The organism is Mumia spirodelae (assembly GCF_050632745.1).
Classification (GTDB): Bacteria; Actinomycetota; Actinomycetes; order Propionibacteriales; family Nocardioidaceae; genus Mumia.
Genome location: NZ_JBODSD010000002.1, coordinates 961,416 through 986,040, shown reverse-complemented (window position 1 = coordinate 986,040; position 24,625 = coordinate 961,416). Strand labels below are relative to the sequence as shown.

Here is a 24,625-nt window from a genome sequence, read left to right as displayed (position 1 = left end):
GGCGCGTCACCGCGAGTGCAGCGTGACCACGGCCTTGTGCTTCGGCACGTGGGTGATGTTGCGCAGCGTGGAGACCTCTTCGGCGTCGACGCTCACGCGGTAGCGGGTCAGGATCTCCTTGAGCACCGCCGTTCCTTCCATCAGCGAGAAGCCCGCGCCGATGCAGCGTCGTACGCCGCCGCCGAACGGCAGCCACGTGTTCGGGGCGATGTCGTCGTCGAGGAAGCGGCGGGGCCGGAAGCGCGCCGGCTCCGGGAAGTTCGCGTAGGTGAAGTGGGCCCCTGCGATCGAGGGCGAGACCACCGTGCCGGCGGGAAGGTCCCACGGCCCGACCCGCTGCGGCGTGGTGAGGCGGCGGACGACCGAGTCGATCACCGGGTGCCGTCGCATCCCCTCCTTGAGGCAGGCCTCGACGAACGCGTCGTCCCCGGTGTCGGCGGCCCGCAGCGCCTCCTCCTGGACGTCGGGGTTCGCGCCGAGCTCGTGCAGCGTCCACGACAGCGCCGACGCCGTGGTCTCGTGACCGGCGAGCAGCAGCGTGACGAGCTGGTCGCGGAGCTCCTCGTCGGTCAGCGGCGGCAGGTCGCCGTCGCCGCCGGCCTGCAGCAGGCGCGACAGGACGTCGGTCCGGGTGTCGAGGTCCGAGACCTGGCGGCGTGCGGTGATCTCGGCGTACAGCAGGCGGTCCACCTCGGCCTGGTTGTCGAAGTAGCGTCGCCACCGCCCGTACGACCGAAGCCTCGGGAAGATCCAGCCGACGAACATGACCGGGTCGATCTCGACCATCCGGCGGATCCGCGGCCGCAGCGCGCCGAGCGTCCGCTCGTCGGTCACGCCGAAGACGACCTGCAGGATCACCTCGAGGGTGAGCGCGTTCATCCGGTCGTGGGTGACCAGGCGCTGCCCGTCGTGCCACCGGTCGACCTCGGCCTTCGCCAGGGTCTCGACGAGCCCGCGGTAGCTCCGCAGCGAGGCTCCGTTGAACGCGGGCATGAGCAGCTTGCGGGCGCGCAGGTGCTCGGCCTCGTCGGTGAGGAGGACCGAGTGGTCGCCCATCACCGGGCGCAGGACCTGGTTGCCCTCGCCGGCGTGGAAGTCGCGCGGGTCCCCGGCGAAGACCTGCCTGATCTGCTCTGGTGCGCTGATCGTGGCGATCGTGCGCGGCCCCGGGTGGATGCGGATCGTGTACGCCGCGCCGTAGCGGCGTACGAGCATGCGCGTGAACGGCTCCCGGAACGCGAGGAACGCGACCGTCTGCACGGAGGCGGGCCAGCGAGGACCGGGAGGGAGGCTCATGCCGGGATCGTCTCCTCATGCTGGACCTGGTCGCGCCGGGCGCGCTGGAACACGTAGTCCTGCTCCCGGACCTTACGGGTGTCCCACCAGTACTGGAAGGTGAACTTCGGCCAGATCGTGCGGTTGTTGCCCTGGGAGTCGAGGTACCACGAGGTGCAGCCGCCCTGGGTCCAGATGCCCTTCTTGACCCGCGCCTGGATGTCGGCGTTGTACGCGTCCTGGGCGAGCCACGTGGGCTCCATGACGTCGGCGCGCAGGCGGTCCATCTCGGCGAGCGAGCGCACGATGTACTTCGCCTGCTGCTCGATCATGAACACCACCGAGTTGTGGCCGAGGGCGGTGTTGGGACCGAGCATGAGGAAGAGGTTGGGGAAGTTGGCGACGTTGATCCCGAGGTAGGTCTCCACGCCGCCCTGCTGGAACTGCTCGGCCAGCTGCGCCCCACCGCGACCGGTGATGTTGAGGTGGTCGAACGCGTCGGTGACGTGGAAGCCGGTGCCGTAGATGATGACGTCGGCCTCGTGGAGCGTGCCGTCCGCGTCGACCACGCCCTCGGGGACGATGCGGGCCACGCCCGTCGTCTCGAGCGTGACGTCGTCGCGGTTGAACGTGCGGTAGTAGTCGTTGGACTGGAGCACGCGCTTGCAGCCGAGCCGGTAGTCGGGCGTCAGCTTCTCGCGGGTCGCCGGGTCCTCGACCTGGCGCGCGATGTGCGCGTGGACGACCTTCTCGGCGATCTTCAGGAACGCCGGCACGTGGCCGTTGAACGTGATCGCGCGCGACTCCAGCGCCCAGTAGAGCGCGTCGCGGTAGGCGCGGTTGGCTCCCGGCACCTTCTCGAGGATCGCCTGCTTGCGTGGGCTGATCCGGTTGTCGCGCTTGGGCAGGACCCACGGGGGCGTGCGCTGGAACAGGGTGAGGTGCGCGGCCTGCTCGGCGATGATCGGCACGAACTGGATCGCGCTGGCGCCGGTCCCGATGACCGCGACGCGCTTGCCCGTGAGGTCGACGTCGTGGTCCCACTCGGCGGAGTGGAAGCGGGGACCGGCGAAGGTCTCCGCGCCCTCGATGTGCGGGACGTTGGGGATGTGCAGGCCGCCCATGCCGGAGACGAGCACGCGCGCGTCGTACACGTCGCCGTCGGACGTGCGGACCTCCCAGCGGCGCCGGTCGTCGTCCCAGTGCGCGCCGACGACCTCCTTGCCGAAGTGGATGCGCTTGCGGATGCCGCGCTCGTCGGCGACCCGGCGCATGTAGTCCCAGATCTCGGCCTGGCCGGAGAAGGACGTCGACCAGCGCGGGTTGAGCTCGTACGAGAACGAGTACATGTGGCTCGGCACGTCGCACGCGCACCCGGGGTAGGTGTTGTCGCGCCAGGTCCCCCCGACCTCGTCGGCCTTCTCGAGGATCACGAAGTCGTCGCGACCGGCCTCCTCGAGCTTCATGGCCATGCCCATGCCGGAGAACCCGGTGCCGACGATGACGATATCTTGGGTAATCACGACTCAGATACTAACGGTATCCGAGTGGAATGCAACACTCGTGATGTCATATTGGTCGGTAGGAGGGTCGATGTCCACACGGGCGCAACGTCAGGCACAGACGCGGGAGGCGTTGATCGTCACCGCGCGGTCGCTCTTCCTCGACGACGGCTACGCCGCGACGAGCCTCGACCGCGTCGCCCTCGAGGCGGGCTTCTCCAAGGGCGCCGTCTACTCCAACTTCAAGAGCAAGGAGGAGCTCGGGCTCGCCGTCCTCGACGAGATCCACCGCGAGATGGTGGCCGAGGTCGTGGAGGCGCTGAGCGTCGCGACGACGTACGAGGACGCCCTCAACGCGTTCGAGGGGTGGCTCAAGGTGCGGCTCGGACAACCGCGCTGGACGGCGCTCGAGGTCGAGTTCGCCGCCGTGGTGCGCACCAGCCCGTTCGTCGCGACGGAGCTCGCCGCCCGGCACCGGCAGATCCGTGCCGCGATCGCCGCGATGCTGGTCGAGATCCAGGGACGCACCGGCATGCGGCTCGCGCTCTCGGCGGAGCAGGTCGCGCTGGCGCTGCTGAGCCTCGGGATCGGCATGGGGGCGCAGCGCTCGCTCGACCCCGGGCTCGACGTGCACGCGTTCACCGCGACCATCCGGTCGCTGCTGCTGCCCCCGGCCTAGCCATCCCCACCCCACGCGTTGGTGCGTGAGTGGTCACCGCGCGCCGTCGCGTGACCACTGAGCAACCAACGCGTGCGGCGGAGGTGATTCCGGGCGGCACCGATCGACCGCACGACGACCGGGCGCGGCCCTCAGAACGCGCTGATCGTCTCCGGCATCCGCTCCCGCCGGCTCAGCGCGCTCGTCATCGCGGCCTGCCCGTGCCGCTCCGTCGCGAGCTGCGCCAGGAGCTGAAGCACCGGCAGGTAGACCTCGTCGGGGAACTCCGGCGTGCCGACGTCGACGCTGCGCGCCAGGTCGTCGCAGTGCACCACGATCTCGACCAGACGCGTGAGCAGGAAGTCGGGGCGCCGCAGGCTCCAGCCCTGCCACGGGATCGCGACCACGTCGGCAACCTCCCCGGACGCGAGGTCGGCCTGGACCGCGCTGAGCGCCTCGGTGCACGTCGCCCGCAGCGCCTCGAAGCCGAGCGCCGCCTCCTCGGCATCGTTCGTGCGGTCGTTCACCGGGTCGGTGAGGTCGTCCGTCGTCACCCACGCCGCACGCCGGTAGTGCTCGATGGCGCTCGCCAGCGGCGTACCGGTCGCGGCGACCGGGATCAGCTCGTGGGCGCGGACGGTCTGCCGGCCGAGGTGGCAGGCCAGCATGCCGACCGTCATCTCGGGCAGCGCGCTCGGCTCGTCCCACCGGTCGGCGACCTCCTGGCGCGTGACCAGCCCGAGGGAGATGTGTGCTGCCGTCACGAAGGCGTCGTCTCGCGATTCCATGCCACGCGATCCTAGGCGCGGCCCACCGCGTGCGGTCGCGCCGTGCCTTCCTACGCTGGACCTCATGACCGCCCGCTCGCTGATGATCGCCGGCACGACGTCCGATGCGGGCAAGTCCGTCGTGACGACCGGCCTGTGCCGCCTCCTCGCGCGGCGGGGCGTGAAGGTGGCGCCGTACAAGGCCCAGAACATGTCCAACAACTCGATGGTCGTCACGGGAGCCGACGGACAGGGCGCCGAGATCGGGCGGGCCCAGTGGATCCAGGCGGTCGCCGCGGGCGCCGTCCCCGAGCCGGCGATGAACCCCGTGCTCCTCAAGCCCGGGGGCGACCGGCGCAGCCACGTCGTGGTCATGGGGCGACCCGGTGGGACGCTCGACGCGCGCGACTTCACCCGCGGGCGCGAGCGCCTGGCCGAGGCCGCGTTCGCCGCGTACGACGACCTGGCGGCCCGCTTCGACGTGGTCGTCTGCGAGGGCGCGGGCAGCCCAACGGAGATCAACCTGCGCAGCAGCGACTACGTCAACATGGGTCTCGCGCGCTACGCCTCCATGCCGGTGGTGGTGGTCGGCGACATCGACCGCGGCGGCGTGTACGCGGCGCTGCACGGCACGGTCGCCCTGCTCTCGCCGGCGGACCAGGCGCTGGTCTCGGGGTTCGTGATCAACAAGTTCCGCGGCGACGAGTCGCTCCTCGCGCCCGCGAACGAGGCGATCAGCCGCGTCACCGGTCGTCCCGTGCTCGGCGTCGTGCCGTGGAGCCCGCACGTGTGGCTCGACTCCGAGGACGGCATGGACGTCGACGGGAGACGTGCCGAGACTGCGGACCTCCTGCGCGTCGCCGTCGTCCGGCTGCCGCGGATCAGCAACTTCACCGACGTCGACGCGCTCGGTCTGGAGCCGGGTGTCGACGTGACGTTCGTGAGCGACCCGCGCCGCGTCGCCGAGGCGGACCTGGTCGTCGTCCCGGGCACCCGGGCGACGCTCGCCGACCTCGCCTGGATGCGCGAGCGGGGTCTCGACGCCGCGGTCGTCGCGCACGCACGGGCGGGGAGGCCGGTGCTCGGCATCTGCGGCGGCTTCCAGATCCTCGGCCGGACGATCGCCGACCCGGAGGGCGTGGAGGGGCAGGCCGGTGCCGTCGCGGACGGGCTCGGGCTGCTCGACGTCACGACGACGTTCGCCCCCGACAAGGTGCTGCGGCTGCCGACGGGGACGGCCCTCGGGGCCCCGGCGCACGGATACGAGATCCACCACGGTCGCATCGCCCGCGGCGACGACGAGGACTTCCTCGGCGGTGCCCGCCGGGGAGCGGTCTTCGGGACGATGTGGCACGGCAGCCTGGAGGCGGACGAGCTGCGTACCGCGCTGCTCTCGGAGGTCGCCGCGGTCACGGGCCGCTCCTGGCAGCCGTCGGACGTCCGGTTCGCCGCCGCGCGCGGGGCCCGGCTCGACCTGCTCGCGGACCTGCTCGAGCAGCACCTCGACGTCGACGCGCTCCTCGACCTCGTCGAGCACGGCGCGCCGCTGATCCTTCCGATCGTCCCTCCGGCCGGTACGGCGTGAGCGTCCTCGTGCTCGGCGGGACCGCCGAGGCGCGCGAGCTCGCGGCACTCCTCGACGCGGACGGAACTGCCGTCGTGTCCTCGCTCGCCGGTCGGGTCGCACGTCCGCGACTGCCGGTGGGCGAGGTCCGGGTCGGCGGCTTCGGGGGCGTCGACGGGCTGCGTCGCTATCTGCGCGACCGCGGCGTGGGGGCGGTCGTCGACGCGACGCACCCGTTCGCGGAGGGCATCTCCGCGAACGCGGCCGCCGCCTGCGCCGCCGACGCGGTGCCGCTGCTGCGCCTGGAACGACCCGGCTGGGCCGAGGCTCCCGGCGCCGACCGCTGGATCTGGGTCGACGACCACGACGCCGCTGCGCGGGCGACGGCCGAGCGCGGCGTGCGGCCGTTCCTCACCGTCGGACGCCAGCGGCTGGACCGGTTCGTCGGGCCGCTTCGCGACCACCGTGCGCTCGTGCGCGTCGTCGACCCGCCCGAGATCGCGTTGCCCGACGCCTGGGAGGTCCGCCTCGACCGCGGGCCGTACGACCTCGACGGTGAGCGGGCGCTGCTGGGCGATCGGGGCATCGACGTCCTCGTCACCAAGGACTCCGGGGGGCGCTACACGTGGCCCAAGATGGCGGCGGCGGACGAGCTGGGGATCGCGGTCGTCGTCGTCCGGCGGCGGTCGGCGTCCTGCGACGTCACGACCGTCGGCGATGCGCACGCCGCTGCCGCCTGGGTCGGCGAGCGGCTCGACCAGCGGGACTGACGATTCTCGCCGAGACGACGCCGATCGCGCGTCTGCGGCCCGAATCGTCAGTCGACGTGGTCGCGTGCACGGGCGGAGGCGGCGGCGAAGGCGCAGGCGGTCGCGCAGGCGGCCAGGTCGACCAGGCGTGCGAGCCGCGCCGCCCGTGCGACGTCGGCGCCCTCGACCGCCCGCCCGTCGCCGAGCACGTGACGGTTCTCGACGCGGTCGCCGTAGCGGTTGACCCCGCCGAGCCGGATCCCGAGCGCCCCGGCGAACGCCGCCTCGACTGGCCCGGCGTTCGGGCTCGGGTGCCCTGCGGCATCGCGGCGCCACGCCCGTACGGCGTCGGCCGGCCTGCCGCCCACGGCCGGGGCGAGCGCGGCGGCGAGCGCGGCCGACAACCGTGATCCCGGGACGTTGAGCAGGTCGTCGAGCCGCGCCGAGGCCCAGCCGAACCGTGCGTACCGCGCACTGCGGTGCCCGACCATCGCGTCCAGCGTGTTCGCGGCGCGATAGCCCAGCAGTCCCGGCACCCCCGCGACCGCGCCCCAGACCAGCGGCGCGACGACCGCGTCGCTGGTGTTCTCCGCGACGGACTCGACGACCGCGCGGCTGATCTCGGACGCGTCCAGCTGGGTCGTGTCGCGGCCGACGAGGTGCGTCAGGCGTTTCCTAGCGGCGGGAAGGTCCCCGCGGTCGAGGTGTGCCGCCACGGCGAGTGCCTCGCGCTCGAGGGATCGCGCGCCGAGCACGGCCCAGGTCGCGACGGCCGTCACCGCCGCCCGCGCGACCGGTCCTCGGCGGGTCGCTGCCTCGAGCGCGAGTCCTACGCCGACCGCGCCGCCGACGAGGACCGCGGTGTACGCGACGCCGACGCCGCGCCGGTCGGCGTAGGAGCGGCGCTCCAGTGCGCCCGCGAGCTTCCCGAACCCCGCGACCGGGTGCCGGCGAGCAGGCTCGCCGAGCACCCGGTCGAGGGCGAACCCCGCCGCGAGGCCGACGGCACGAGCCGACAGCGCGCGAGCACGGCGTCCGGTCACAGCGCCAGGGCCGCCTCGCGCCGAGCGGCGGCCACCGCCTGCTGGTTCTGCGCACGCCGCACGAGTCCCGTGAGGACCACGCCGAGGACGCCCCACGTCGTGGCGACGGTGAGGAGGGCGTCGCGGCGGAAGAACCACAGCACGTCCGCCGGGAAGTCGCCGACCTCGTTGACGGTCGCGAAGAGGTGCCCGGCGACCACCATCGCGGCGATGTACGCCGCGGTGCCGGCGACGACCGCCGCGTACCCGCCGAGCCGCGGCACGAGCGTCACGGCGAGCACCACCGCGGCGACGGCGACGACCACGGAGACGAGAACGAAGCCGAAGTAGAGCGCCGTCCGCTCGCCGATCGTGTCACCGTCTCCCACCGCGGGGGGAGTCGCGGGGTACTTGAGGAACGGCACGAGCGCGTACGCGACGAAGGCGACCAGCGACACCACCGCCGTACTACCCGCGGCGCTCAGGCGCCCGAGGCGGCCGGCGGCGAACGCCGCGACGAGCCCGAGGACGCCGCCGTACGCGAGCGACAGCGCGAGGATCGCCGTGGCGAGGCCGAACGTGGACTGGTTCGCACGGGAGACCGAGGTGCCGCCGTCCCCGTGCGCGTGGGTGTGACCGCCTGCCCCGGCCTCGTCGCCGTGGTCGTGGTCGGCGTGGTCGTGGTCGGCAGTCGCCGAGGCGGCCTCCTCCAGGTCGATCGCGGCGTCGATCTGGGGCTCGCCGACGGTGTAGGCGACGACGAAGGCGGCGACGGCCGCCACGAGTCCGGCCAGGAGGCCGTGGACGAGGAAGGTACGAGGGTTCACGGGATTCCGTTCGGGTCAGGCCGCGCGGGGTCGCGCGGGCTCCCGCCAACGCCTAGGAGGCGCTGCGGGTCCGGATGGCTCAGGCGGTCAGTGGCAGGGGAAGCCCATGAGGTGGCGTCCGTCGTGGACCCACTCGTGGACGGCGTTGCCTGCCGGGATCGAGACCGCTCCCTGGTCGGCGCTGACGAAGAAGATGACGAGCAGCGCAAGGAGCCCGAACAGAAGTGCCCACGGCGCGAGCTCGCGGACCGAGATCGCGGGGACGGTGGTGACAGGGGTGGCAGCGACGTGCTGGCTCACGATTCCTCCTAGGGATACGGCGTCCCTTGTCGTTGGATCGGCCACGACGTCGGGTCTGGCTCCGCCCCTGGGGGCGTCACAGTAGCGCGACTGCGCCGGAATCTCACCGGCTTCCTCGGTCGTGGGTAGGAGGAGACTATCGGACGCCGGCCCGCTCGCGCAGCACGGCGCGAAGCGTGGACAACAGCCCCTCCGTCGTCGCGGGTGGGCGCACGGCGATGCGGACCCAGTCGGCGCCGAGCCCTGGGAACGTGTCGCAGCGGCGTACGGCGAAGCCCTCGGCGCGGAGGCGCTCGCGCACCCCGTCACCGGGGCAGGCGAGGACGAACGGACCTGCGGGATCGCCGACGTACGGGATGCCGAGGTCGGCAAGGCCCTCGAGGAGGACCCGCCGGTACGCCGCGGTGGTGGCGGCACGCTGCTCGGCCTCGGCCGCAGCCTCGTCCGTCGCGCACGCGACCGTCGCCGCGGCCGCCGTCGTCGACACCGACCACGGCGCCTGCGCAGCCCGGAGCGCAGCGACGACGTCGGGCTCGCCGAGGACGTAGCCGGCGCGCACACCGGGGATCGACCAGAGCTTGGTCAGGCTGCGGACGACGAGCACACCGGGCGTCCGGGCGCCGGCCAGCGACGCGGTCTCGCCGGGGACGAAGTCCATGAACGCCTCGTCCACCACGACGAGCCGCCCTGGTCTGGTGAGGTCGCGGACCGTCGCAGCGGGGTGGAGGCGGCTCGTGGGGTTCGTCGGGTTGCCGACCACCACGAGGTCGGCGTCGTCCGGCACCAGTGCCGGGTCGAGGCGGAACCCGCCGTCGGCGTCGAGCAGGACGTGGGTTACCTGGTGGCCGGCCTCGGCGAGCGCGACGTCGGGCTCGGTGAACTGCGGGTGGACCACGACCGGGCGGCGCCACGGTCGCAGCCGGGCGACGAGGCCGAACGCCTCGGCTGCTCCCGCGGTCGCGAGCACGTCGTCGGGGGCGCGGCCGTGGCGTTGCGCGAGCGCTGCCTCGGCGCGGCTCGCGTCCGGGTAGCGGTGCAGGTCCTCCAGGCTCGACCGCAGCGCGGCGTCGAGCCAGGCCGGGCGCGGTCCGTCCCAGACGTTGACGGCGAGGTCGACGAAGTCGCCGTCGCGGACCTCGGCGTCGCCGTGGTGGCGCAGGTCGGGCCCTCGCGTCGGTGCTTCCGTGGTCACCGCCGCGATCCCGGTGACCACTGAGGCACCAACGCGGGGCTGGGTGGAGGGGGCCGGGGCCGGGGCAGCGGTGGTCGGGGCGGTACGGCGGTGGACCGCGTCGGTGAACGCCTGGGCGAGCGCGGGGTACCCGGCCCAGTGGGTGTGCAGGTACGACGCGTGGACGGTCGGACTGGCGAAGCCGACCGCACGGTCCCCGACCTGCCACGCCGCGACCGCCCCGGCGCCCGGCGCGACGGTCGTGCGGTGGAACTCGTGCGCGGTCACCGTGGTCCCCGCCGGCCCGAGGAGCGTGCCCGCCGGCGCGGTCGCCGTCCGGTAGCCGAGCGTCAGGCGGGGCGTCATCGTCGCGGCCGCGTCCAGGGTGCCGACCATCGGCACGTCGTCGACGCTGCGGCAGAGGTAGAGGAGCCCGGCGCACTCGGCGACGGTGGGTACGCCGTCGGCGACGGCCGCAGCCAGCGCGGAGCGCAGCGGCTGGTTCGCGGCGAGGTCGGCGGCATGCACCTCGGGGAACCCTCCGCCGAGGTAGATCCCTGCGGTGCCGTCGGGCAGCGCGGCGTCCTCAAGGGGGTCGAACGCCACGACGTCGCAGCCCGCCGCCCGCAGCAGCTCCTCCGTCTCGGCGTAGCGGAAGGTGAACGCGCGTCCGCCGGCCATCGCCACGACGGGGCGCGGGCCGTGGGCGGTCGGCGGTGCCGCGACGTGGTCCGAGGCACGCCACGGCTCGGCCTCGAGCGGGACGGCGCTGTCGGCGATCCGGAGGACGGCATCGAGGTCGACGGCCTCGGCGATCCGCGCGGCGAGAACGTCGAGGGTGTGCGCCGCCTCCTCGCGCTCGGCCGCGGGTACGAGGCCGAGGTGCCGCGACGGCGCCTCGATCCCTGCGTCGCGGTGCAGCACGCCGAGCACGGGGACGTCGCGGATCGCGCGGCGTACCTCCTCGGCGTGACGAGCCGACCCCGCCTTGTTGAGGATCACACCGGCGACCGCGACGCTGGGGTCGTACGAGACGAGCCCGTGGACCACCGCGCCGATCGTGCGCGAGGCGTGGGAGACGTCGAGGACCAGGACCACCGGCGTACGCGTGAGTGCGGCGACGTGCGCGGTCGAGGAGAACCCGTCGGCGCCGAGCTGACCGTCGTACAGGCCCATCACGCCCTCGATCACCGCGAGCCCGGCGGCGGGGCGTCCGCCCACCGGGCCGGCACCGTGCAGCAGGAGCGGGGCGATGCGCTCCTCGCCGACGAGGAACGGGTCGAGGTTCCGTCCGGCGCGGCCGGTCGCGAGCGCGTGGTAGCCGGGGTCGATGTAGTCGGGGCCGACCTTGTGGCCGCTGACCTCGTGCCCGGCCCGGCTCAGTGCGGCCATGAGGCCGGTGGCGACGGTGGTCTTGCCGTGCCCGGACGCCGGAGCGGCGATCAGTACGCGTGGGAGCGCCGAGCCGGACGACGGCGCTACCACTCGATCCCTCGCTGACCCTTCTGGCCCGCGTCCATCGGGTGCTTGACCTTCGTCATATCCGTGACGAGGTCCGCGACGTCGACGAGCCGGGGGTCGGCGCGACGGCCGGTGACCACCACGTGCTGGCGTCCCGGGCGGTCACGGAGGGTCTCGACCACGTCGTCGACGTCCACCCAGCCCCACGCCATCGGGTAGGTGAACTCGTCGAGGACGTACAGGTCGTGCCGCTCGGCGGCCAGGCGGCGCTTGATCTCCGCCCATCCGTCCGCGGCGGCCAGCGCGTGGTCGTCCTCGCTGCCGGCCTTGCGGGTCCAGGACCACCCGGCGCCCATCTTGTGCCACTCGACGGGGCCGCCCTGCCCGGTGGTCGCGTGCAGCTCGCCGAGGGTCTCGAGGACGGTCTGCTCGCCGATGCGCCACTTCGCGGACTTCACGAACTGGAAGACCCCGATGTCCCAGCCCTGGTTCCAGCCACGCATCGCGAGCCCGAACGCAGCGGTCGACTTCCCCTTGCCGTCGCCGGTGTGGACGGCCAGGACCGGGCGGTTGCGGCGCTGGCGGGTGGTGAGGCCGTCGTCGGGGACGGCGGTCGGCTGTCCCTGCGGCATCAGGCCACCTCCTCGCGCGGCCCGGTCCGACGTGATCGCACCACGTCGGTCAGACCGTCGGCGGTGACCTCGCCCAGCGGCACGTACTCGGCGCCCAGGTCGTTCGCGAGCTCGCGGGCCAGTCCCATCGTGAAGCGGCCGGTCTCGCAGTCGACGACCACGCTGGCCAGGCCGGTGCCGGCGAGGTGGGACGCGGCCTGGGCGGCGCGTGCGCGCGCGCCGGGCCCCGCGGTCGCCCGGCCGTCGGTGACGACGACCAGGAGCGCACGGCGACGCGGGTCGCGGAGGCGCTCGACGCGGAGCACCTCCGCGGCGCGGAGCAGACCCTCGGCCAGCGGTGTACGCCCTCCCGCCGGCAGCTCCTCGAGCCGGCGCGCTGCGATCTCGACCGACGACGTCGGCGGCAGCGCGACCGTCGCCTCGTGGCCACGGAACGTCACCAGCCCGACCTTGTCGCGTCGCTGGTAGGCGTCGAGCAGGAGGGACAGCACCGCCGTCTTCACCTGCTCCATCCGCCGCCGCGCCGCCATCGACCCGGACGCGTCGACGCACAGCAGCACGAGGTTGGACTCGCGTCCCTCCTTCACCGCCAGGCGGAGGTCGGCCGCCTCCAGGGCCAGCGCGGGGCCGCGGCGCGCGCGGCGGTGCTGGTACGGCGCGGCGGCGCGGATCGTGTCGGGGAGGTGGATGCTGCCGGGTTCGCCGTCGGGGCTGCGCGACCCGATCTGGCGGCCGGTGCGGGTGATCGCGCGCGAGCGGCGGCCCGCGTCGCCGGTGCCGGTGCCGGCGACGGAGAACAGGCGGGCGCGGTACGGGGTGCCGGGGGTCTCGGTACGGTCTCCGCCAGCGCTCCGACCTACTCGACCATCGGGATCCTCGTCTGTGTCGGGGGTCTCGATACGGTCTCCGCCAGCGCTCCGACCTACTCGACCATCGGGACCCTCGTCCGCCCCGGTGGTCGAGTAGTCCGAGCCGCTGGGCGAGGGCGTATCGAGACCCCCGCCCCCACCGCCACCGCCAGGCCCGCCGTCGTCCGGCCCCTCCGGCTCGTCGCCCAGCACCTCGTCCAGCAGGTCCTCGTCGAGCCCCGGCGCGTCGAACGGGTTGCGTCGACGCCGGTGCGGCAGTGCCAACCGGGCGGCCACCCGGATGTCCTCCGTCGTCACGCGATCCTGGCCCTGCCAGGCGGCGTGCGCCACCGCCGTACGCGCCGTGACGATGTCGGCGCGCATCCCGTCGACGTCGAACGCGGCGCACAGCTCGGCGATCGCCAGCAGCGCGGCGTCGTCGAGCACGACGGTGTCGACGCGTTCCTGGGCGGCACGGATCCGGCCCGTGAGCGCGGCCTCGGCCTCGGCGTACCCGGCCGCGAACCCCGCGGGGTCGGCGTCGAACGCCAGCCTCCGCCGTACGACCTCGACCCGAGCTGCAGGGTCGCGGGGAGCGGCGACCTCGACGGTCAGCCCGAAGCGGTCCAGGAGCTGCGGGCGGAGCTCGCCCTCCTCGGGGTTCATCGTGCCGACGAGCACGAAGCGCGCCGCGTGCTCGACGGAGACCCCGTCGCGCTCGACGGTCACGCGCCCCATCGCCGCGGCGTCGAGCAGCACGTCGACCAGGTGGTCGTGCAGCAGGTTCACCTCGTCGACGTAGAGGAGCCCGCGGTGCGCCCGCGCGAGCAGCCCGGGCTCGTACGCGGCGGTCCCCTCGCCGAGCGCCTTCTGCAGGTCGATCGAGCCGAGCACGCGGTCCTCGGTCGCCCCGACGGGGAGCTCGACGAGACGCACCGGTCGCGTCTCGGTCGCGGCGTCGGCCTCGAACGGCCCGTCCGGCGACAGGGGTGCGGGCTCGCGCGGGTCCGACGAGAACCGGTCGCCCGCGACGACCTCGATCGGAGGCAGCACGGCGGCCAGGGCGCGTACGGCGGTGGACTTCGCCGTGCCCTTCTCGCCGCGCACGAGCACGCCGCCGACGCCGGGGGAGATGGTGGTGAGGACCAGGGCCAGCACCATGTCGTCGGATCCGACGACAGCACTGAACGGGTACTGCTGTGGCATGAGGGGCTCCCGCGCTCTGTGCCAACGGTCGGTGGCCGCGGGATTGCGGTCACCGAGAGGCGCGAGGCCGGTCTTCGGACTTCCGTGGTGGCGATCTCTCGCCCCGCGGTCACCGCAGCGGGCCTGTGCCGGACTCTCACCGGCTTCCCGATTCTCCCCGCGAGGGGCACCTCGAGCCTGGGCCGCCAGACTAACCGAGGTCGGAAGGGGCGCCGCCACGGGTGACTAGCCTGGCGTCCATGAGCCCCGCTGCGAGTCCCGAGCTCCGCCCCGCCCGTCCGGAGGACGCGGCCGCCGTCGCCGCGATCTGGCACGAGGGCTGGGGTGACGGCCACCTCGGCCAGGTCCCCGACGCGCTGGTGGCCGCACGGACCCGCGCGTCCTTCGAGGAACGGTCGCTGGCGCGGGTCGGTGACACGACCGTCGCCGTCGTCGACGGCGCCGTGGCGGGCTTCGTCATCGTGCTCGGCGACGAGGTCGAGCAGGTCTACGTCGACCGGGCGTTCCGGGGTGCAGGCGTGGCGCCGACGCTGCTCGCGGCGGCCGAGCGGCGGGTCGCCGAGGGTGGTCACGCCCGCGCGTGGCTCGCGGTGGCTCCCGGCAACGCGCGGGCCCGGCGGTTCTACGAGCGGTCGGGATGGGCCGACGACGGGGGCTTCACGTACGAGGCCGAGGTGGCCGGAGGGCGGTTCGGCGTGCCGTGCCGCCGCTACGTGAAGGACGTGGATCCGTCGCCGGGACCCCCGCAGCCGTGACGTACCGTGACCAGCCATGACCAGGTTGTGCGTGATCGGCATCGGCGCCGACGGGTGGGACGGACTGCCCGAGCCCGTGCGTGAGCGCGTCCGCACCGCCGACGTCGTGGTGGGCGGCGAGCGTCACCTCGGCCTGCTCCCGCCGGTGCCGCGCCAGCGCCGGCACGCGTGGCCGTCGCCGCTGCGCGGACGGCTCCGGTCGTTCCTCGAGGACGTGGCGCACGGCGACGTGGTGGTGCTCGCGTCGGGCGATCCGCTGCTGTCGGGCATCGGGACGACGCTCGTGCGGTTGTACGGCGAGGCGTCCGTCGCGGTCGTCCCTGCCGTCTCGTCGGTGACGCTGGCCCGCGCGCGGATGCGCTGGTCGGCCGAGGAGACGGAGGTCGTCACGCTGGTCGGCCGCGACCCGCACCTCGTGCTCCGCGCCCTCGCGCCGGGGCGGCGCATCCTCGTGCTGTCCTCCGACGAGTCGACGCCGACGGCCGTCGCGTCGCTGCTGGTCGAGGCCGGGTACGCGGACTCGGTGCTGACCGTGCTCGGAGACCTCGGCACCGGTGCGGAGTCGCGTACCCAGGACACCGCGGCCGCGTGGGGCGACCGCACCGTGCCTGGGCTCCACGTGCTGGCGGTGGAGTGCGCGCAGCCGTCCGTGCCCCCGCTCGCCGTCGTCGGGGGACTGCCCGACGAGGCGTTCGAGCACGACGGTCAGCTGACCAAGCGCGACCTCCGCGCCTCGGCGATCGCGCGGCTCGTGCCGCTCCCGGGCGCGCTGCTCTGGGACGTCGGGGCCGGAGCAGGGTCGGTCGGGATCGAGTGGATGCGGGTGCACCCGTCCGCGCAGGCGGTGGCCGTCGAGCGCGACCCCGGCCGGGCCGAGCGGATCCGACGCAACGCGGCCCGGCTCGGCGTCCCCGGGCTCGAGGTCGTCGAGGGACGGGCGCCGGACGCGCTCGCCGGGCTCCCGCGACCCGATGCCGTCTTCGTCGGCGGTGGGGCGACCGGCGAGGGAGTGCTCGACGCGTGCTGGGACGCGCTCGGCGACGGGGGCCGGCTCGTCGTGCACGGCGTGACGCTGGAGACCGAGTCGGTGCTCGCACGCTGGTACGACGAGCGAGGCGGCGAGCTGGCCCGGCTCCAGGTCGAGCACGCGGCGCCGATCGGCGGCTTCACCGGGTGGACGCCGTCGCGGGCCGTCGTCCAGTGGGCCGTCACGAAGAGCGGAGGAGCCGCATGACCGTCCACTTCGTCGGCGCCGGACCGGGCGCCGCCGACCTGCTGACCGTGCGCGCCGTGCGGCTGCTCGAGGGCGCCGACGTCGTCGTCTACGCCGGCACGTACCTCGACGACGAGGTGCTCTCGCACTGCCGCGAGGGCGTCCGCCTGGTCGACACCCAGGACCTCGACCTGGACCGGATCACCGCCGAGCTCGTCGATGCGCACGCGGCCGGGCTCGCGGTCGTACGGCTCTGCTCCGGCGACCCGTCGTTGTACTCCGCCGTGCACGAGCAGGCCCGCCGCCTCGACGCGCACGGGGTCCCGTGGGACGTGACGCCGGGCGTGCCCGCGTACGCCGCCGCGGCCGCGGTCCTCGGCGCGGAGCTGACGGTGCCCGAGGTCGTGCAGTCGGTAGTGCTCACCCGGACGCAGGCGCGGTCGACGGCGATGCCCCAGGGCGAGTCGCTCGCGGCGTTCGCGGCCACCGGCGCCACCCTCGCGCTGCACCTCGCGATCACGCGGACGCGCGCGCTGGCCGCGGAGCTCGCGGCGTCGTACGGGGAGGACTGCCCGGTCGCGGTGGTCGCCCACGCGTCGCAGCCGCGCGAGGTCGTGCTGCGCGGCACGCTCGGGGACATCGCGGACCAGGTCGAGGCCGCGGGGCTGCGCCAGGCGGCGGTCATCCTCGTCGGGCGGGCGCTCGCCGAGGACGTACGGGGGAGCGAGTCGTACCTGTACGACGCGGCGCGCGACCGCAGCGCGAAGCGGGGCTGACGACCGAGGGCTGCGATCAGCCCACGGGAGTGTCGGAGCGACGAGCCTCCCGGCGTCGCCGCGGGCGGACGAGGGCGTACGCCCCGACATAGACGATCCCGATCCAGAACCCGCCGAGGACCACCACGACCAGCAGGATGATCCGCAGCACGGTGACGCGGTCGACCAGCAGACGTGCGGCGAGCAGGACCGCCACGAACCACGGAGCGAGCACACCCAGGATCAATGCGGCCTCGGTCTGACCCACCTGCTCGAGCACGGTGCCCCTCGTCGTACGGCGTCGCCCCGGTGACGTCGCCTGCCGGCAGCGTACTGGTGGTTCGGCCGCGCGCGGCAGGATGGAGGCATGACCTCGACGCCGCGCTGGTTCACCGACACCTCCGACGGGCACTCGCAGTGGTACATCGAGCGCTTCCGGGCGATGGAGCGCGAGGGTGCCGACCTCGGGGGTGAGGCCCGGCTCGTCGACGCGCTCGTGCCGCCAGGCTCTCGGATCCTCGACGCCGGCTGCGGTCCGGGCCGCGTCGGCGCACGTCTGCACGCCCGCGGCCACGAGGTCGTCGGTGTCGACGTCGACCCGGAGCTGATCGCGGCCGCCGAGCAGGACCACCCGGGCCCCACGTGGACGGTCGGCGACCTCGCCACGTTCGACCTCGACGGCGAGCCGTTCGACCTCGCCGTCTGTGCGGGCAACGTGATGGTGTTCGTCGCGCCGGGGTCGGAGGCCGCCGTGCTCGAGCGGCTCCGCGCGCACGTCCGGCCGGGCGGACGGATCGTCCTCGGGTTCCGGACGGACAAGTCGTACGGCCCGGCCGAGCTCGACACCGACGCCGCGGCCGTGGGGCTCGTGGTCGAGCAGCGGTTCGCGACCTGGGACCTCGTGCCGTACGAGGAGGGAGCCGACTTCGCGGTCACCCTCCTCCGCGTGCCCGAGTGACCGTCACTCCTCGACGTACCGTGGCGTCCAGGCGCGCCCGCGCGTGACGCGGGTGGAGGACGCGCCGACGATCAGCAGACACTTCATGTCGATCGTCTCCGGGTCCAGCGCGCCGAGCGTCGTCACGGTCAGCGTCTCCTCGGCCCGCCCGACGTCGCGTCCGACGACCACCACGGTCGCGGCGTCGCGGTGCTCGAGCAGGACCTCGCGCATCCGGCCGACCTGCTCGCGCCGCGACCGCGAGGCCGGGTTGTAGACCGCGAGCACGAGGTCCGCCTCGGCGATCGCGCGCAGCCGCCGCTCCACGACCGACCACGGCTTGAGGCGGTCCGACAGGCTCATCACCGCGAAGTCCGCGCCGACCGGCGCACCCGCACGTGCCGCCACCGCCTGCACCGCCGAGACCCCGGGCAGGACGCGGACCCGCACCTCGTCGTACACCGGGTCCTCCGCGGCCTCGAACACCGCGGACGCCATCCCGAACACCCCCGCGTCGCCCCCGGAGACGACCGCCACGCGCTCGCCCTTGACGGCGAGGTCGAGCGCGAACCGGGCACGGTCCACCTCGACCGTGTTGCCGGACGCGTGCCGCCGGAGCCCCTCGCGCTGCTGGACGCGGTCGACGTACGGCGCGTAGCCGACGACGTGGTCCACCTCCGCGAGCGCGTGAGAGACCTCCGGGGTCAGCCACCCGTCCGGTCCGGGCCCGAGCCCGACGACGAGCAGCTCGGCGGGGCCACGGTGCTCGGCCTCGATACGCGACTCGTTCCTCACCGCTCCTCGACCGGTGGTGGCCGCGTCGTACCGCCGCACGCCCTCGCGTGTGTCCCCGGGCACCACGATCAGCGAGAAGTACGGGACCGTCGTCGCGTCCACCTCGGCGACCGGGAGCCACCGCTGCTCCGTCATCGACGCCCGCTCCACGTACACGGCGCCGTCGAGCCGGCCCGCCTGCGCGAGCGCCGACCGGACCGCCGGGAAGCGGCGCCCGAGCTTCATGATGATCGCGCCGTCGGTGTCGGCGAGCCGGCGCGCGAGCTCCGCCTCGGGCAGCGTGCCGGGCAGCACGGTGAGGACGTCGGTCTGGCGGACGAGCGGGGTCGCCGCGGCGGCGCTCGCGGCCGCGAACGCCGGCACCCCCGGCACGATCTCCGTCGGGTAGCCGCCGGAGAGCCGGTCGTGCAGGTACATGAACGAGCCGTAGAACAGCGGGTCGCCCTCCGCGAGCACCACGACGTCGCGCCCGGCGTCGAGGTGCGCCGCGACGCGGGCCGCGCAGTCGGCGTAGAAGTCCGCCATCGCGCCCGCGTACCCGCCCGGGTGGTCGGTCGTGCCGGTCGTCACCGGATACTCGAGCACCTCCTCGAGGGTGCCCGGCGTGATCAGCGCGTCGGCGATGCGGCGCGCGTTCGAGCGCTTGCCGACGCCCTGGTGGTAGGCGACCACGTCAGCGGCCGCGACGAGTCGAGCTGCTTTCAGCGTGACGAGCTCCGGGTCGCCGGGGCCGAGACCCACGCCGTACAGCCGACCCGTGCCGCTGGCGCCCGCCGCGCTCACTCGCGCTCCTGGGCGAGGGCGTTCAGGGCGGACGCGGCCATCGCGGAGCCACCCCGGCGCCCGCGCACGACCAGGTGCGGGACGTCGATCCCGTGGTCGGCGGCCAGGGAGACGAGGGCGTCCTTCGACTCCGCGGCCCCGACGAACCCGACGGGCACGCCGACGATCGCCGCCGGTCGTGGAGCCCCGTCGACGAGGAGCTCCAGCAGGTGGAAGAGCGCGGTCGGCGCGTTGCCGATCGCGACCACCGCTCCCTCCAGCCGCTCGGCCCACAGCGACACCGCGGCCGCCGACCGCGTCGTCGCCCACGCGGCGGCCAGATCCGGTACGCGCGGGTCGCGCAGGGTGCACACCACCGCGTTGTCCTTCGGCAGCCGGGCGCGCGTGACGCCGGAGGCGACCATGTGCGCGTCGGTCAGGATCGGCGCGCCGGACTCCAGCGCCGTACGCGCTGCCGCGACGAGGCCGGGGTGGATCACGAGGTCGCGCGCGAGGTCGGTCTGGCCGCAGGCGTGGATCATCCGGACCGCGACCTTCTCGGCGTCCGCGGGGACGTGCGCGAGGTCGCTCTCGCGCCGGATCGTGGCGAACGAGTCGCCGTAGATCGCGGCGCCGTCCCCCTCGTACGGGTAGCGGCGGGTCGGCGGGGCGAGCGTCATGCGGGCTCCTCGAGGTCGACGGCGAGCACGGAGCGCCACGGGGTGACCACCAGCGTGCGAGCACCGGTGTCGCGCAGCGGTCGGAAGGTGTCGTGGGTGAGCAGCCCGTCGGGGACGGCGACGTGCAGGGCGCTGCGCCCGTCGTCCTGGACGAGCGGCCCGTACGGCGGTGGTGGCGCGTCGGCGTGCGGAGCCTCCCGCGGCCACGGGGCGAGGAGCGGGCGGCCGTTGCGCTGCAGCTCGTCGACGTGCCACCACGCGGAGGCCCCCTCGCCGCGGCGCGCGAGGAAGGCGCGCGCGAGCGCCACGACGGCGTCGGCGGCCTCGTCGAGCGGGACGACCGGCCCCCACACGTCGGTGCCGGCCCGCAGCTGGGCATGGCCGTCGTCGACCGCGACGAGGCCGAGGTCGAGCGGCCGGTCCGCGACGTCGCCGCGACCGTCGTCGAGCACGAACAGGAACCGGCCTGGCAGGGCGGCGAGCGCGGGGTCGGCGAGGAGCGCGGCGTCGAGCGAGCGGACGACGGGACGGAGGTCGGCGAGCCCGCCGTGGCGGCCGGTCAACGGGGACGCGACGACGTTCCGGACCCGCTCGTGCGTCCAGCTCGGCAGCAGGCCGAGGGCCTCGATCGCGTCGACCACCTCGGCCGGGACGCACCCGTCGGTCGCCGGCAGACCGCGCAGCTGCAGGTTGGCCCGCGAGGTGAGCAGCACGGTCCCGTCGCCCCAGCGCTCGGCCAGGTCGACCAGCACGGCCAGCACCGTCGTACGGACCGATCCGCCGGGCACGCGCACCCGTACGATCGCGCCGTCGTCGGCGAGCCACGGCCGAAGGACGCCCGGGCAGCGGTCGGCGTACGAGCGTGGGGCTGCCGACGAGGAGCTGGTCACGGAGGTCCTTCGAGGTCGGGGACCCAGGCGCGGGATCCGGTCTGACCTCACGGCGAGCGCCGGGAGGGCCAGCAGGTCTTCGGACTCGGGATCGTCCGGTGCGGAGCGCCTTCCCGGGCCGGGGCCCAGTGGCGTCGTGCTCCGCCCGTCACCCTCACCGCTGCGCGTCAGCTCCGGATTCTCACCGGATTCCCTGACCCAAGGTGGGTACGACTGGCAGGGAGAACCTAACATCTCGATCCGATGAGCTCTCGCCTCGTGACGTCGTTCGCCCTCGTGGGCGTGGCTGCCGCCGGTCTGCTGGCACGGGACGTCCTGCCCGCAGGAGTGGGCGGGCCGCTCGGGGACGCGCTCTACGCGACGCTCGTCGTCCTCGCCGTGGTGATGCTCCGGCCACGCACGTCGCCCGTTGTCGCCGCGCTCGTCGGCTTCGCGGTGTGCGTCGTGCTCGAGCTCTTCCAGGCGACCGGCGTCCCGGCGGCGCTGGCCGAGCACTGGCCGCCCGTCCGCCTCGTGCTCGGGACGACGTTCTGGGCGCCGGACCTCCTGCGGTACGCCGCGGGGGCGGTCCTCGGCGGGCTGCTCTGCGCGGTGCTGGCCCGCGCCGGACGCGGGAGGACTCCGTGAGGGAGCTGTCCGCGCTCGGTCCGTACTTCGCGCTCGACGCGTTGCCCGGCGACCCCGGTGCCGAGGGGTGGCGGCCGCTCCGTGTCCTGCTGCAGCCGGGCGCCCTGGAGGACCGGGTCGCGTTCACGGCCGCGTACCTCGGCCGCCTCGCCGGCACCCCGGTCGAGCGGCGGGTGGCAGCGTCGACGGTCTCGCTCGGGCTGTTCGCGCGGGTGCTGTCGCCCGTGGTCGGGGCGGCGGTGCTCGGCGTACGGCTGCCGCCGCCGGCGACGTGGTGGTGGCGTCCGTTCGAGACCGGGCCGTGGCCGCTCGCGGTGGACTGGTCGAGCCACGAGCCCGGGGAGACTGACGCGGTGCCGCTGAGCCCGTGGGTCGACCGGTTCGCCGAGGACTTCACGCTCTCGCGGACGATCCTGTGGGGCAATGCCGCGTCGGCGCTGTTCGGGGCGGTCGCGGCGCTGCGGACGACCCGGCCCGACCTCGCGCCCGCGGCCGCCTCGTACGCGGTCGCCGCCCTGGACCGCGAGCCCTTCGCCGGCACCGGCGACGTGGTCCGCGGGAGGTTCGTACGACGGTCGTGCTGCCTCTACTACCGGGTCCCGGGAGGCGGCTACTGCGGCGACTGCGTGCTCGCCCCCGCGAACCGCTGAGCGACACTCATGTCCGACCTTCTGCGCTGCCGTCCTGGAGGTACCTCAGGACGGCGAGGACGCGTCGGTGGTCGTCGGCCGAGGGCGGCAGGTCGAGCTTCTGCATGATCTGGCGGACGTGAGCCTCCACTGTTCGAGCGCCGAGGCACAGCTCAGCGGCGATCGCATGGTTGGAGCGCCCCTCCGCCATCATCGAGAGCACCTCGCGCTCGCGGGTCGTGAGACGGGAGAGCGCCGTCGTGGGCCGCGGACGGTTGAGGAGCCGGCTGACGATCGTGGGGTCGATGACGCACTCGCCCACGGTGACCCTGCGGAGCGCGTCGACCAGGACACCGACCTCGCTGACGCGATCTTTGAGGAGGTAGCCGGTGTGCTCCGGGGTGTCCTGGAGCAGCCGCGAGGCGTAGTGGGACTCGAGGTACTGGGACAGCACCAGGATCCCCAGTCGCGGATGCCTGCTCCGCAACGCCGCGGCGAGAGCGAGGCCTTCGTCGGTGTGCGTCGGTGGCATCCGGATGTCGACCACGACGGCGTCGAGGTGCGCGTCGGCCTCGACGACCGGCGCGAGACGCTCGGGGCTCGCCACGGCGGCGACGACCTCGCACCCGGACTCGGCCAGCAGTCGCGTCAGTCCCTCACGGATGATCATCGCGTCGTCGACCACCGCGATCCTCATCGCGGTTCCTCCGTCGCGACCGGCACGCGTGCCAGGAGCAGCACGCCCCCCGTCGCGGAGCGCCCGACCGCAAGGTGGCCGCCCAGTGCCTCCATCCGGTCGGAGAGCCCACGGAGACCGGCACCCTCCGGGTCCGCGCCGCCCACGCCGTCGTCCTCGACCTCGGCGAGCACGAACCCGGGGACGCGGCGTACGGAGACCCGGACATGCCCGGCGCCGGAGTGCTTGGCCGCGTTCGCGAGCGCCTCCGCGCAGAAGAAGTAGAGCCCGGCCTCGACCGACGGTGCGAGCCTCCCGGCGGGTGCCTCGACCGTGGTGGGAAGGGGAGAACGCTCGGCGAGCACCGGCAGCGCGGTGGACAGTCCGCCCTCGGCCAGCGCGCGAGGTCGAACCCCGTGCGCCAGGTCCTGCAGCTCCCGTCGCGCGAGCGCGAGCTCGTGTCGCAAGGTCTCCCGCGCCTCCGCGTCCGGGCCGTCGACGGCCAGCTCGTCGAGCAGGGTGTCGACCCGGTCGAGGTGCCCTCGGGCACCGAGGTCCAACCGCCGCGCCAGCGCCGCGCGCTCCAGGTCGGCGGCCTCCTCGAGCCGGCGGCGCGCCTCGGTCAGACGCGCGATCCTGCTGCGGGCTTCCCGGCGCATCGCGGAGTTGTCATGGGCCAGGCGCGCCGCTGCGGAGAGGCCGTCGACGAGCTGTGGGTCGTCCACCACGGGCACGCCGTGCAGCAGGATCGCCGTCGGGCGCTCGTCGTCCGTCAGAGGCGGGGGACCACCACCAGGCGCGTCGGGGACGGGTCGGCCGTGCTCGTCGAGATAGCCCTGTCGGTCGGGCGACCAGTAGCCGATGGTCAGCTCGGGGTCGTCGAGGATGCGGCGCAGGCGTGACTCCACACCGTGCTGCGCGTCGTCCTGCGCGCCCAGTCCCGTCACCAGGTCGACGAGCGCGTCCTCCGTCCACGTCCAGCGGAGCAGCGTGGTGCACAGGGCGACTGCGACGACCGCGACGACGACGTCGTACAGGGCGACGACGGCGAGATCGGCGTCGAGGTCCCCTTGGATGTTGACGGTCGAGATGACGAGGACCGCGGCGACGCTGAGCATCGCCGCGATCACGGGTCCCGCGACGTGACGGGCAGGAGTGGCGAGGTCGCGCGTGCGCTCCACCGCAGAGACGCCGAGCAGGACGGCCAGCAGGAGCTCCGGCCAGCCGCCGCCGACAAAGACCCCGGCGACGGCGAGCGCCCAGCCCAGCACCACCGCAGCGCGGGTGCGGGGCTGGTGCGTCCTGCCCGTGGGGAACGTCAGCAACAGCTGGACGAGCGGGCCGCGGTGGAGCAGTGCGAGCGCGGGAACGAGAGCGCCCACGAACCAGCACACCCCGGTGAGCACGAACAAGGCCCCCACCCGGCTCGCGGGTCGAAATCGCCAGGCCAGGATGCCTCCGACGAGAAGCACCACCCCGACGAGCGGGTCGAGCGCGGTCACCAGCGCCTCCGCGCTCACGTGCCCGCTCCGAGCAGCGAACGGAGCGCGGCCCCGCTCAGCTCGTCCTTCGCCACGAAGCCCAGCGCTGCCGAGGCCGTGAGACTCCTTCCGTACGACGTCGCGGGCCGACTCGACGTCAGCACGACGCTCGGGCACGATCCGCCGGCGGCTGAGAGCCTGCTGCAGACCGCGAACCCATCCTCGTCCGGGAGCACGACGTCGAGCAGGACGACGTCGGGCTGCAGGCGGTCGCACGCCGCGAACGCCGATGCGGCATCACCGGCCTCCCCGACCACGCGGAAGCCGTCGGCCTCCAGCAGCGCACGCGCGAAGGACCGGAACGCCGGGTGGTCGTCGACGATGACGAGGGTGAGCGTCACTCCGTCATGCTGGCACGGATGCGCGGTCGCCTGCTCCGTGCT

Annotated in this window: 25 protein-coding genes and 2 riboswitches; of the genes, 9 read left to right on the top strand and 16 right to left on the bottom strand. The window is 74.1% G+C overall.

Features of this window, described 5'->3' with window-relative positions; translation table 11 throughout:
* Positions 1-6 precede the first annotated feature (6 nt).
* Both ACQSSQ_RS14110 and ACQSSQ_RS14105 read right to left on the bottom strand, forming a co-directional pair.
* Positions 7-1,296: a cytochrome P450 gene (locus tag ACQSSQ_RS14110; RefSeq protein ID WP_431327709.1), complete on the bottom strand. Its 1,290-nt coding sequence runs from the start codon at positions 1,294-1,296 to the stop codon at positions 7-9.
* Positions 1,293-2,798 carry a flavin-containing monooxygenase gene (locus ACQSSQ_RS14105; protein ID WP_431327708.1) on the bottom strand — a complete coding sequence of 502 codons (1,506 nt, stop codon included), beginning with the start codon at positions 2,796-2,798 and terminating at the stop codon, positions 1,293-1,295. The genes ACQSSQ_RS14110 and ACQSSQ_RS14105 overlap by 4 nt, the downstream gene beginning before the upstream one ends.
* A 70-nt stretch (positions 2,799-2,868) precedes the next feature.
* Here ACQSSQ_RS14105 and ACQSSQ_RS14100 point away from each other — a divergent pair, with 70 nt between their 5' ends.
* On the top strand, positions 2,869-3,456 hold the full coding sequence (locus ACQSSQ_RS14100; RefSeq protein ID WP_431327707.1) for a TetR/AcrR family transcriptional regulator: 588 nt from the start codon (positions 2,869-2,871) through the stop codon (positions 3,454-3,456).
* 131 nt (positions 3,457-3,587) lie between these two features.
* Here the strand turns inward: ACQSSQ_RS14100 and ACQSSQ_RS14095 are convergent, their stop codons facing one another.
* Positions 3,588-4,223, bottom strand: a complete 636-nt coding sequence (locus tag ACQSSQ_RS14095) for a maleylpyruvate isomerase N-terminal domain-containing protein (RefSeq protein WP_431327706.1) — start codon at positions 4,221-4,223, stop codon at positions 3,588-3,590.
* A gap of 64 nt (positions 4,224-4,287) precedes the next feature.
* Between ACQSSQ_RS14095 and ACQSSQ_RS14090 the strand changes: the two genes are divergently transcribed.
* Positions 4,288-5,787: a cobyric acid synthase gene (locus ACQSSQ_RS14090; RefSeq protein WP_431327705.1), complete on the top strand. Its 1,500-nt coding sequence runs from the start codon at positions 4,288-4,290 to the stop codon at positions 5,785-5,787.
* The gene (locus ACQSSQ_RS14085; protein WP_431327704.1) at positions 5,784-6,536 is read left to right on the top strand and encodes a cobalt-precorrin-6A reductase; all 753 of its coding nucleotides are present in this window, start codon (positions 5,784-5,786) and stop codon (positions 6,534-6,536) included. Before ACQSSQ_RS14090 ends, ACQSSQ_RS14085 begins: the two co-directional genes overlap by 4 nt.
* 47 nt (positions 6,537-6,583) lie before the next feature.
* Here the strand turns inward: ACQSSQ_RS14085 and ACQSSQ_RS14080 are convergent, their stop codons facing one another.
* From ACQSSQ_RS14080 to ACQSSQ_RS14055, 6 genes are all read right to left on the bottom strand, one after another.
* Entirely contained in the window at positions 6,584-7,558 is a 975-nt protein-coding gene (locus ACQSSQ_RS14080; protein WP_431327703.1) for a cobalamin biosynthesis protein, read from the bottom strand.
* The gene (locus ACQSSQ_RS14075) at positions 7,555-8,364 is read right to left on the bottom strand and encodes a CbtA family protein (RefSeq protein WP_431327702.1); all 810 of its coding nucleotides are present in this window, start codon (positions 8,362-8,364) and stop codon (positions 7,555-7,557) included. Before ACQSSQ_RS14075 ends, ACQSSQ_RS14080 begins: the two co-directional genes overlap by 4 nt.
* A gap of 87 nt (positions 8,365-8,451) precedes the next feature.
* Complete coding sequence (locus tag ACQSSQ_RS14070; protein WP_431327701.1) at positions 8,452-8,664, bottom strand: CbtB domain-containing protein; 213 nt, start codon at positions 8,662-8,664, stop codon at positions 8,452-8,454.
* Between the two features lie 136 nt (positions 8,665-8,800).
* On the bottom strand, positions 8,801-11,320 hold the full coding sequence (cobBC, locus tag ACQSSQ_RS14065) for a bifunctional hydrogenobyrinic acid a,c-diamide synthase/histidinol phosphate aminotransferase CobBC (protein WP_431327700.1): 2,520 nt from the start codon (positions 11,318-11,320) through the stop codon (positions 8,801-8,803).
* Positions 11,314-11,928 carry a cob(I)yrinic acid a,c-diamide adenosyltransferase gene (cobO, locus tag ACQSSQ_RS14060; protein WP_431327699.1) on the bottom strand — a complete coding sequence of 205 codons (615 nt, stop codon included), beginning with the start codon at positions 11,926-11,928 and terminating at the stop codon, positions 11,314-11,316. Before cobO ends, cobBC begins: the two co-directional genes overlap by 7 nt.
* The gene (locus tag ACQSSQ_RS14055) at positions 11,928-13,982 is read right to left on the bottom strand and encodes a magnesium chelatase subunit D family protein (RefSeq protein WP_431327698.1); all 2,055 of its coding nucleotides are present in this window, start codon (positions 13,980-13,982) and stop codon (positions 11,928-11,930) included. The genes cobO and ACQSSQ_RS14055 overlap by 1 nt, the downstream gene beginning before the upstream one ends.
* A 48-nt stretch (positions 13,983-14,030) precedes the next feature.
* A riboswitch (cobalamin riboswitch) is annotated at positions 14,031-14,171 on the bottom strand.
* A 50-nt stretch (positions 14,172-14,221) separates the two neighbouring features.
* Between ACQSSQ_RS14055 and ACQSSQ_RS14050 the strand changes: the two genes are divergently transcribed.
* The 3 genes from ACQSSQ_RS14050 to cobM are packed head-to-tail and all read left to right on the top strand — an operon-like array spanning position 14,222 to position 16,726.
* A complete protein-coding gene (locus ACQSSQ_RS14050) occupies positions 14,222-14,737 on the top strand; it encodes a GNAT family N-acetyltransferase (protein WP_431327697.1) in 516 nt (171 codons plus the stop codon).
* A gap of 16 nt (positions 14,738-14,753) precedes the next feature.
* Entirely contained in the window at positions 14,754-15,971 is a 1,218-nt protein-coding gene (cbiE, locus tag ACQSSQ_RS14045; protein ID WP_431327696.1) for a precorrin-6y C5,15-methyltransferase (decarboxylating) subunit CbiE, read from the top strand.
* Positions 15,968-16,726 (top strand): precorrin-4 C(11)-methyltransferase, encoded by a 759-nt coding sequence (gene cobM, locus ACQSSQ_RS14040; protein ID WP_431327695.1) that lies wholly within the window; start codon positions 15,968-15,970, stop codon positions 16,724-16,726. Before cbiE ends, cobM begins: the two co-directional genes overlap by 4 nt.
* Positions 16,727-16,742: 16 nt before the next feature.
* Here the strand turns inward: cobM and ACQSSQ_RS14035 are convergent, their stop codons facing one another.
* Positions 16,743-16,985, bottom strand: coding sequence for a hypothetical protein (locus ACQSSQ_RS14035; protein WP_431327694.1), 243 nt, complete (start codon positions 16,983-16,985; stop codon positions 16,743-16,745).
* A gap of 87 nt (positions 16,986-17,072) precedes the next feature.
* Here ACQSSQ_RS14035 and ACQSSQ_RS14030 point away from each other — a divergent pair, with 87 nt between their 5' ends.
* Complete coding sequence (locus ACQSSQ_RS14030; protein WP_431327693.1) at positions 17,073-17,663, top strand: class I SAM-dependent methyltransferase; 591 nt, start codon at positions 17,073-17,075, stop codon at positions 17,661-17,663.
* A gap of 3 nt (positions 17,664-17,666) precedes the next feature.
* On the opposite strand, the gene ACQSSQ_RS14025 is transcribed toward ACQSSQ_RS14030, so the two are convergent.
* From ACQSSQ_RS14025 to ACQSSQ_RS14015, 3 genes are read right to left on the bottom strand one after another with little or no spacing between them, the layout of a single operon-like run.
* Positions 17,667-19,220, bottom strand: a complete 1,554-nt coding sequence (locus tag ACQSSQ_RS14025) for a precorrin-2 C(20)-methyltransferase (RefSeq protein ID WP_431327692.1) — start codon at positions 19,218-19,220, stop codon at positions 17,667-17,669.
* Positions 19,217-19,879 (bottom strand): precorrin-8X methylmutase, encoded by a 663-nt coding sequence (locus tag ACQSSQ_RS14020; protein WP_431327691.1) that lies wholly within the window; start codon positions 19,877-19,879, stop codon positions 19,217-19,219. The genes ACQSSQ_RS14025 and ACQSSQ_RS14020 overlap by 4 nt, the downstream gene beginning before the upstream one ends.
* On the bottom strand, positions 19,876-20,769 hold the full coding sequence (locus ACQSSQ_RS14015) for a nitrite reductase (protein ID WP_431327690.1): 894 nt from the start codon (positions 20,767-20,769) through the stop codon (positions 19,876-19,878). The genes ACQSSQ_RS14020 and ACQSSQ_RS14015 overlap by 4 nt, the downstream gene beginning before the upstream one ends.
* Before the next feature lie 53 nt (positions 20,770-20,822).
* A riboswitch (cobalamin riboswitch) is annotated at positions 20,823-21,002 on the bottom strand.
* Between the two features lie 10 nt (positions 21,003-21,012).
* On the opposite strand from ACQSSQ_RS14015, the gene ACQSSQ_RS14010 reads away from it, so the two are divergent.
* Together ACQSSQ_RS14010 and ACQSSQ_RS14005 are read left to right on the top strand one after the other, a co-directional pair.
* Positions 21,013-21,396: a ribosomal maturation YjgA family protein gene (locus ACQSSQ_RS14010; RefSeq protein ID WP_431327689.1), complete on the top strand. Its 384-nt coding sequence runs from the start codon at positions 21,013-21,015 to the stop codon at positions 21,394-21,396.
* Positions 21,393-22,046, top strand: coding sequence for a (2Fe-2S)-binding protein (locus ACQSSQ_RS14005; RefSeq protein WP_431327688.1), 654 nt, complete (start codon positions 21,393-21,395; stop codon positions 22,044-22,046). The genes ACQSSQ_RS14010 and ACQSSQ_RS14005 overlap by 4 nt, the downstream gene beginning before the upstream one ends.
* Before the next feature lie 7 nt (positions 22,047-22,053).
* Here the strand turns inward: ACQSSQ_RS14005 and ACQSSQ_RS14000 are convergent, their stop codons facing one another.
* The 3 genes from ACQSSQ_RS14000 to ACQSSQ_RS13990 are packed head-to-tail and all read right to left on the bottom strand — an operon-like array spanning position 22,054 to position 24,583.
* The gene (locus ACQSSQ_RS14000; RefSeq protein ID WP_431327687.1) at positions 22,054-22,722 is read right to left on the bottom strand and encodes a LuxR C-terminal-related transcriptional regulator; all 669 of its coding nucleotides are present in this window, start codon (positions 22,720-22,722) and stop codon (positions 22,054-22,056) included.
* Entirely contained in the window at positions 22,719-24,221 is a 1,503-nt protein-coding gene (locus ACQSSQ_RS13995; RefSeq protein ID WP_431327686.1) for a sensor histidine kinase, read from the bottom strand. The genes ACQSSQ_RS14000 and ACQSSQ_RS13995 overlap by 4 nt, the downstream gene beginning before the upstream one ends.
* On the bottom strand, positions 24,218-24,583 hold the full coding sequence (locus ACQSSQ_RS13990; RefSeq protein ID WP_431327685.1) for a response regulator: 366 nt from the start codon (positions 24,581-24,583) through the stop codon (positions 24,218-24,220). Before ACQSSQ_RS13990 ends, ACQSSQ_RS13995 begins: the two co-directional genes overlap by 4 nt.
* Positions 24,584-24,625 lie beyond the last annotated feature (42 nt).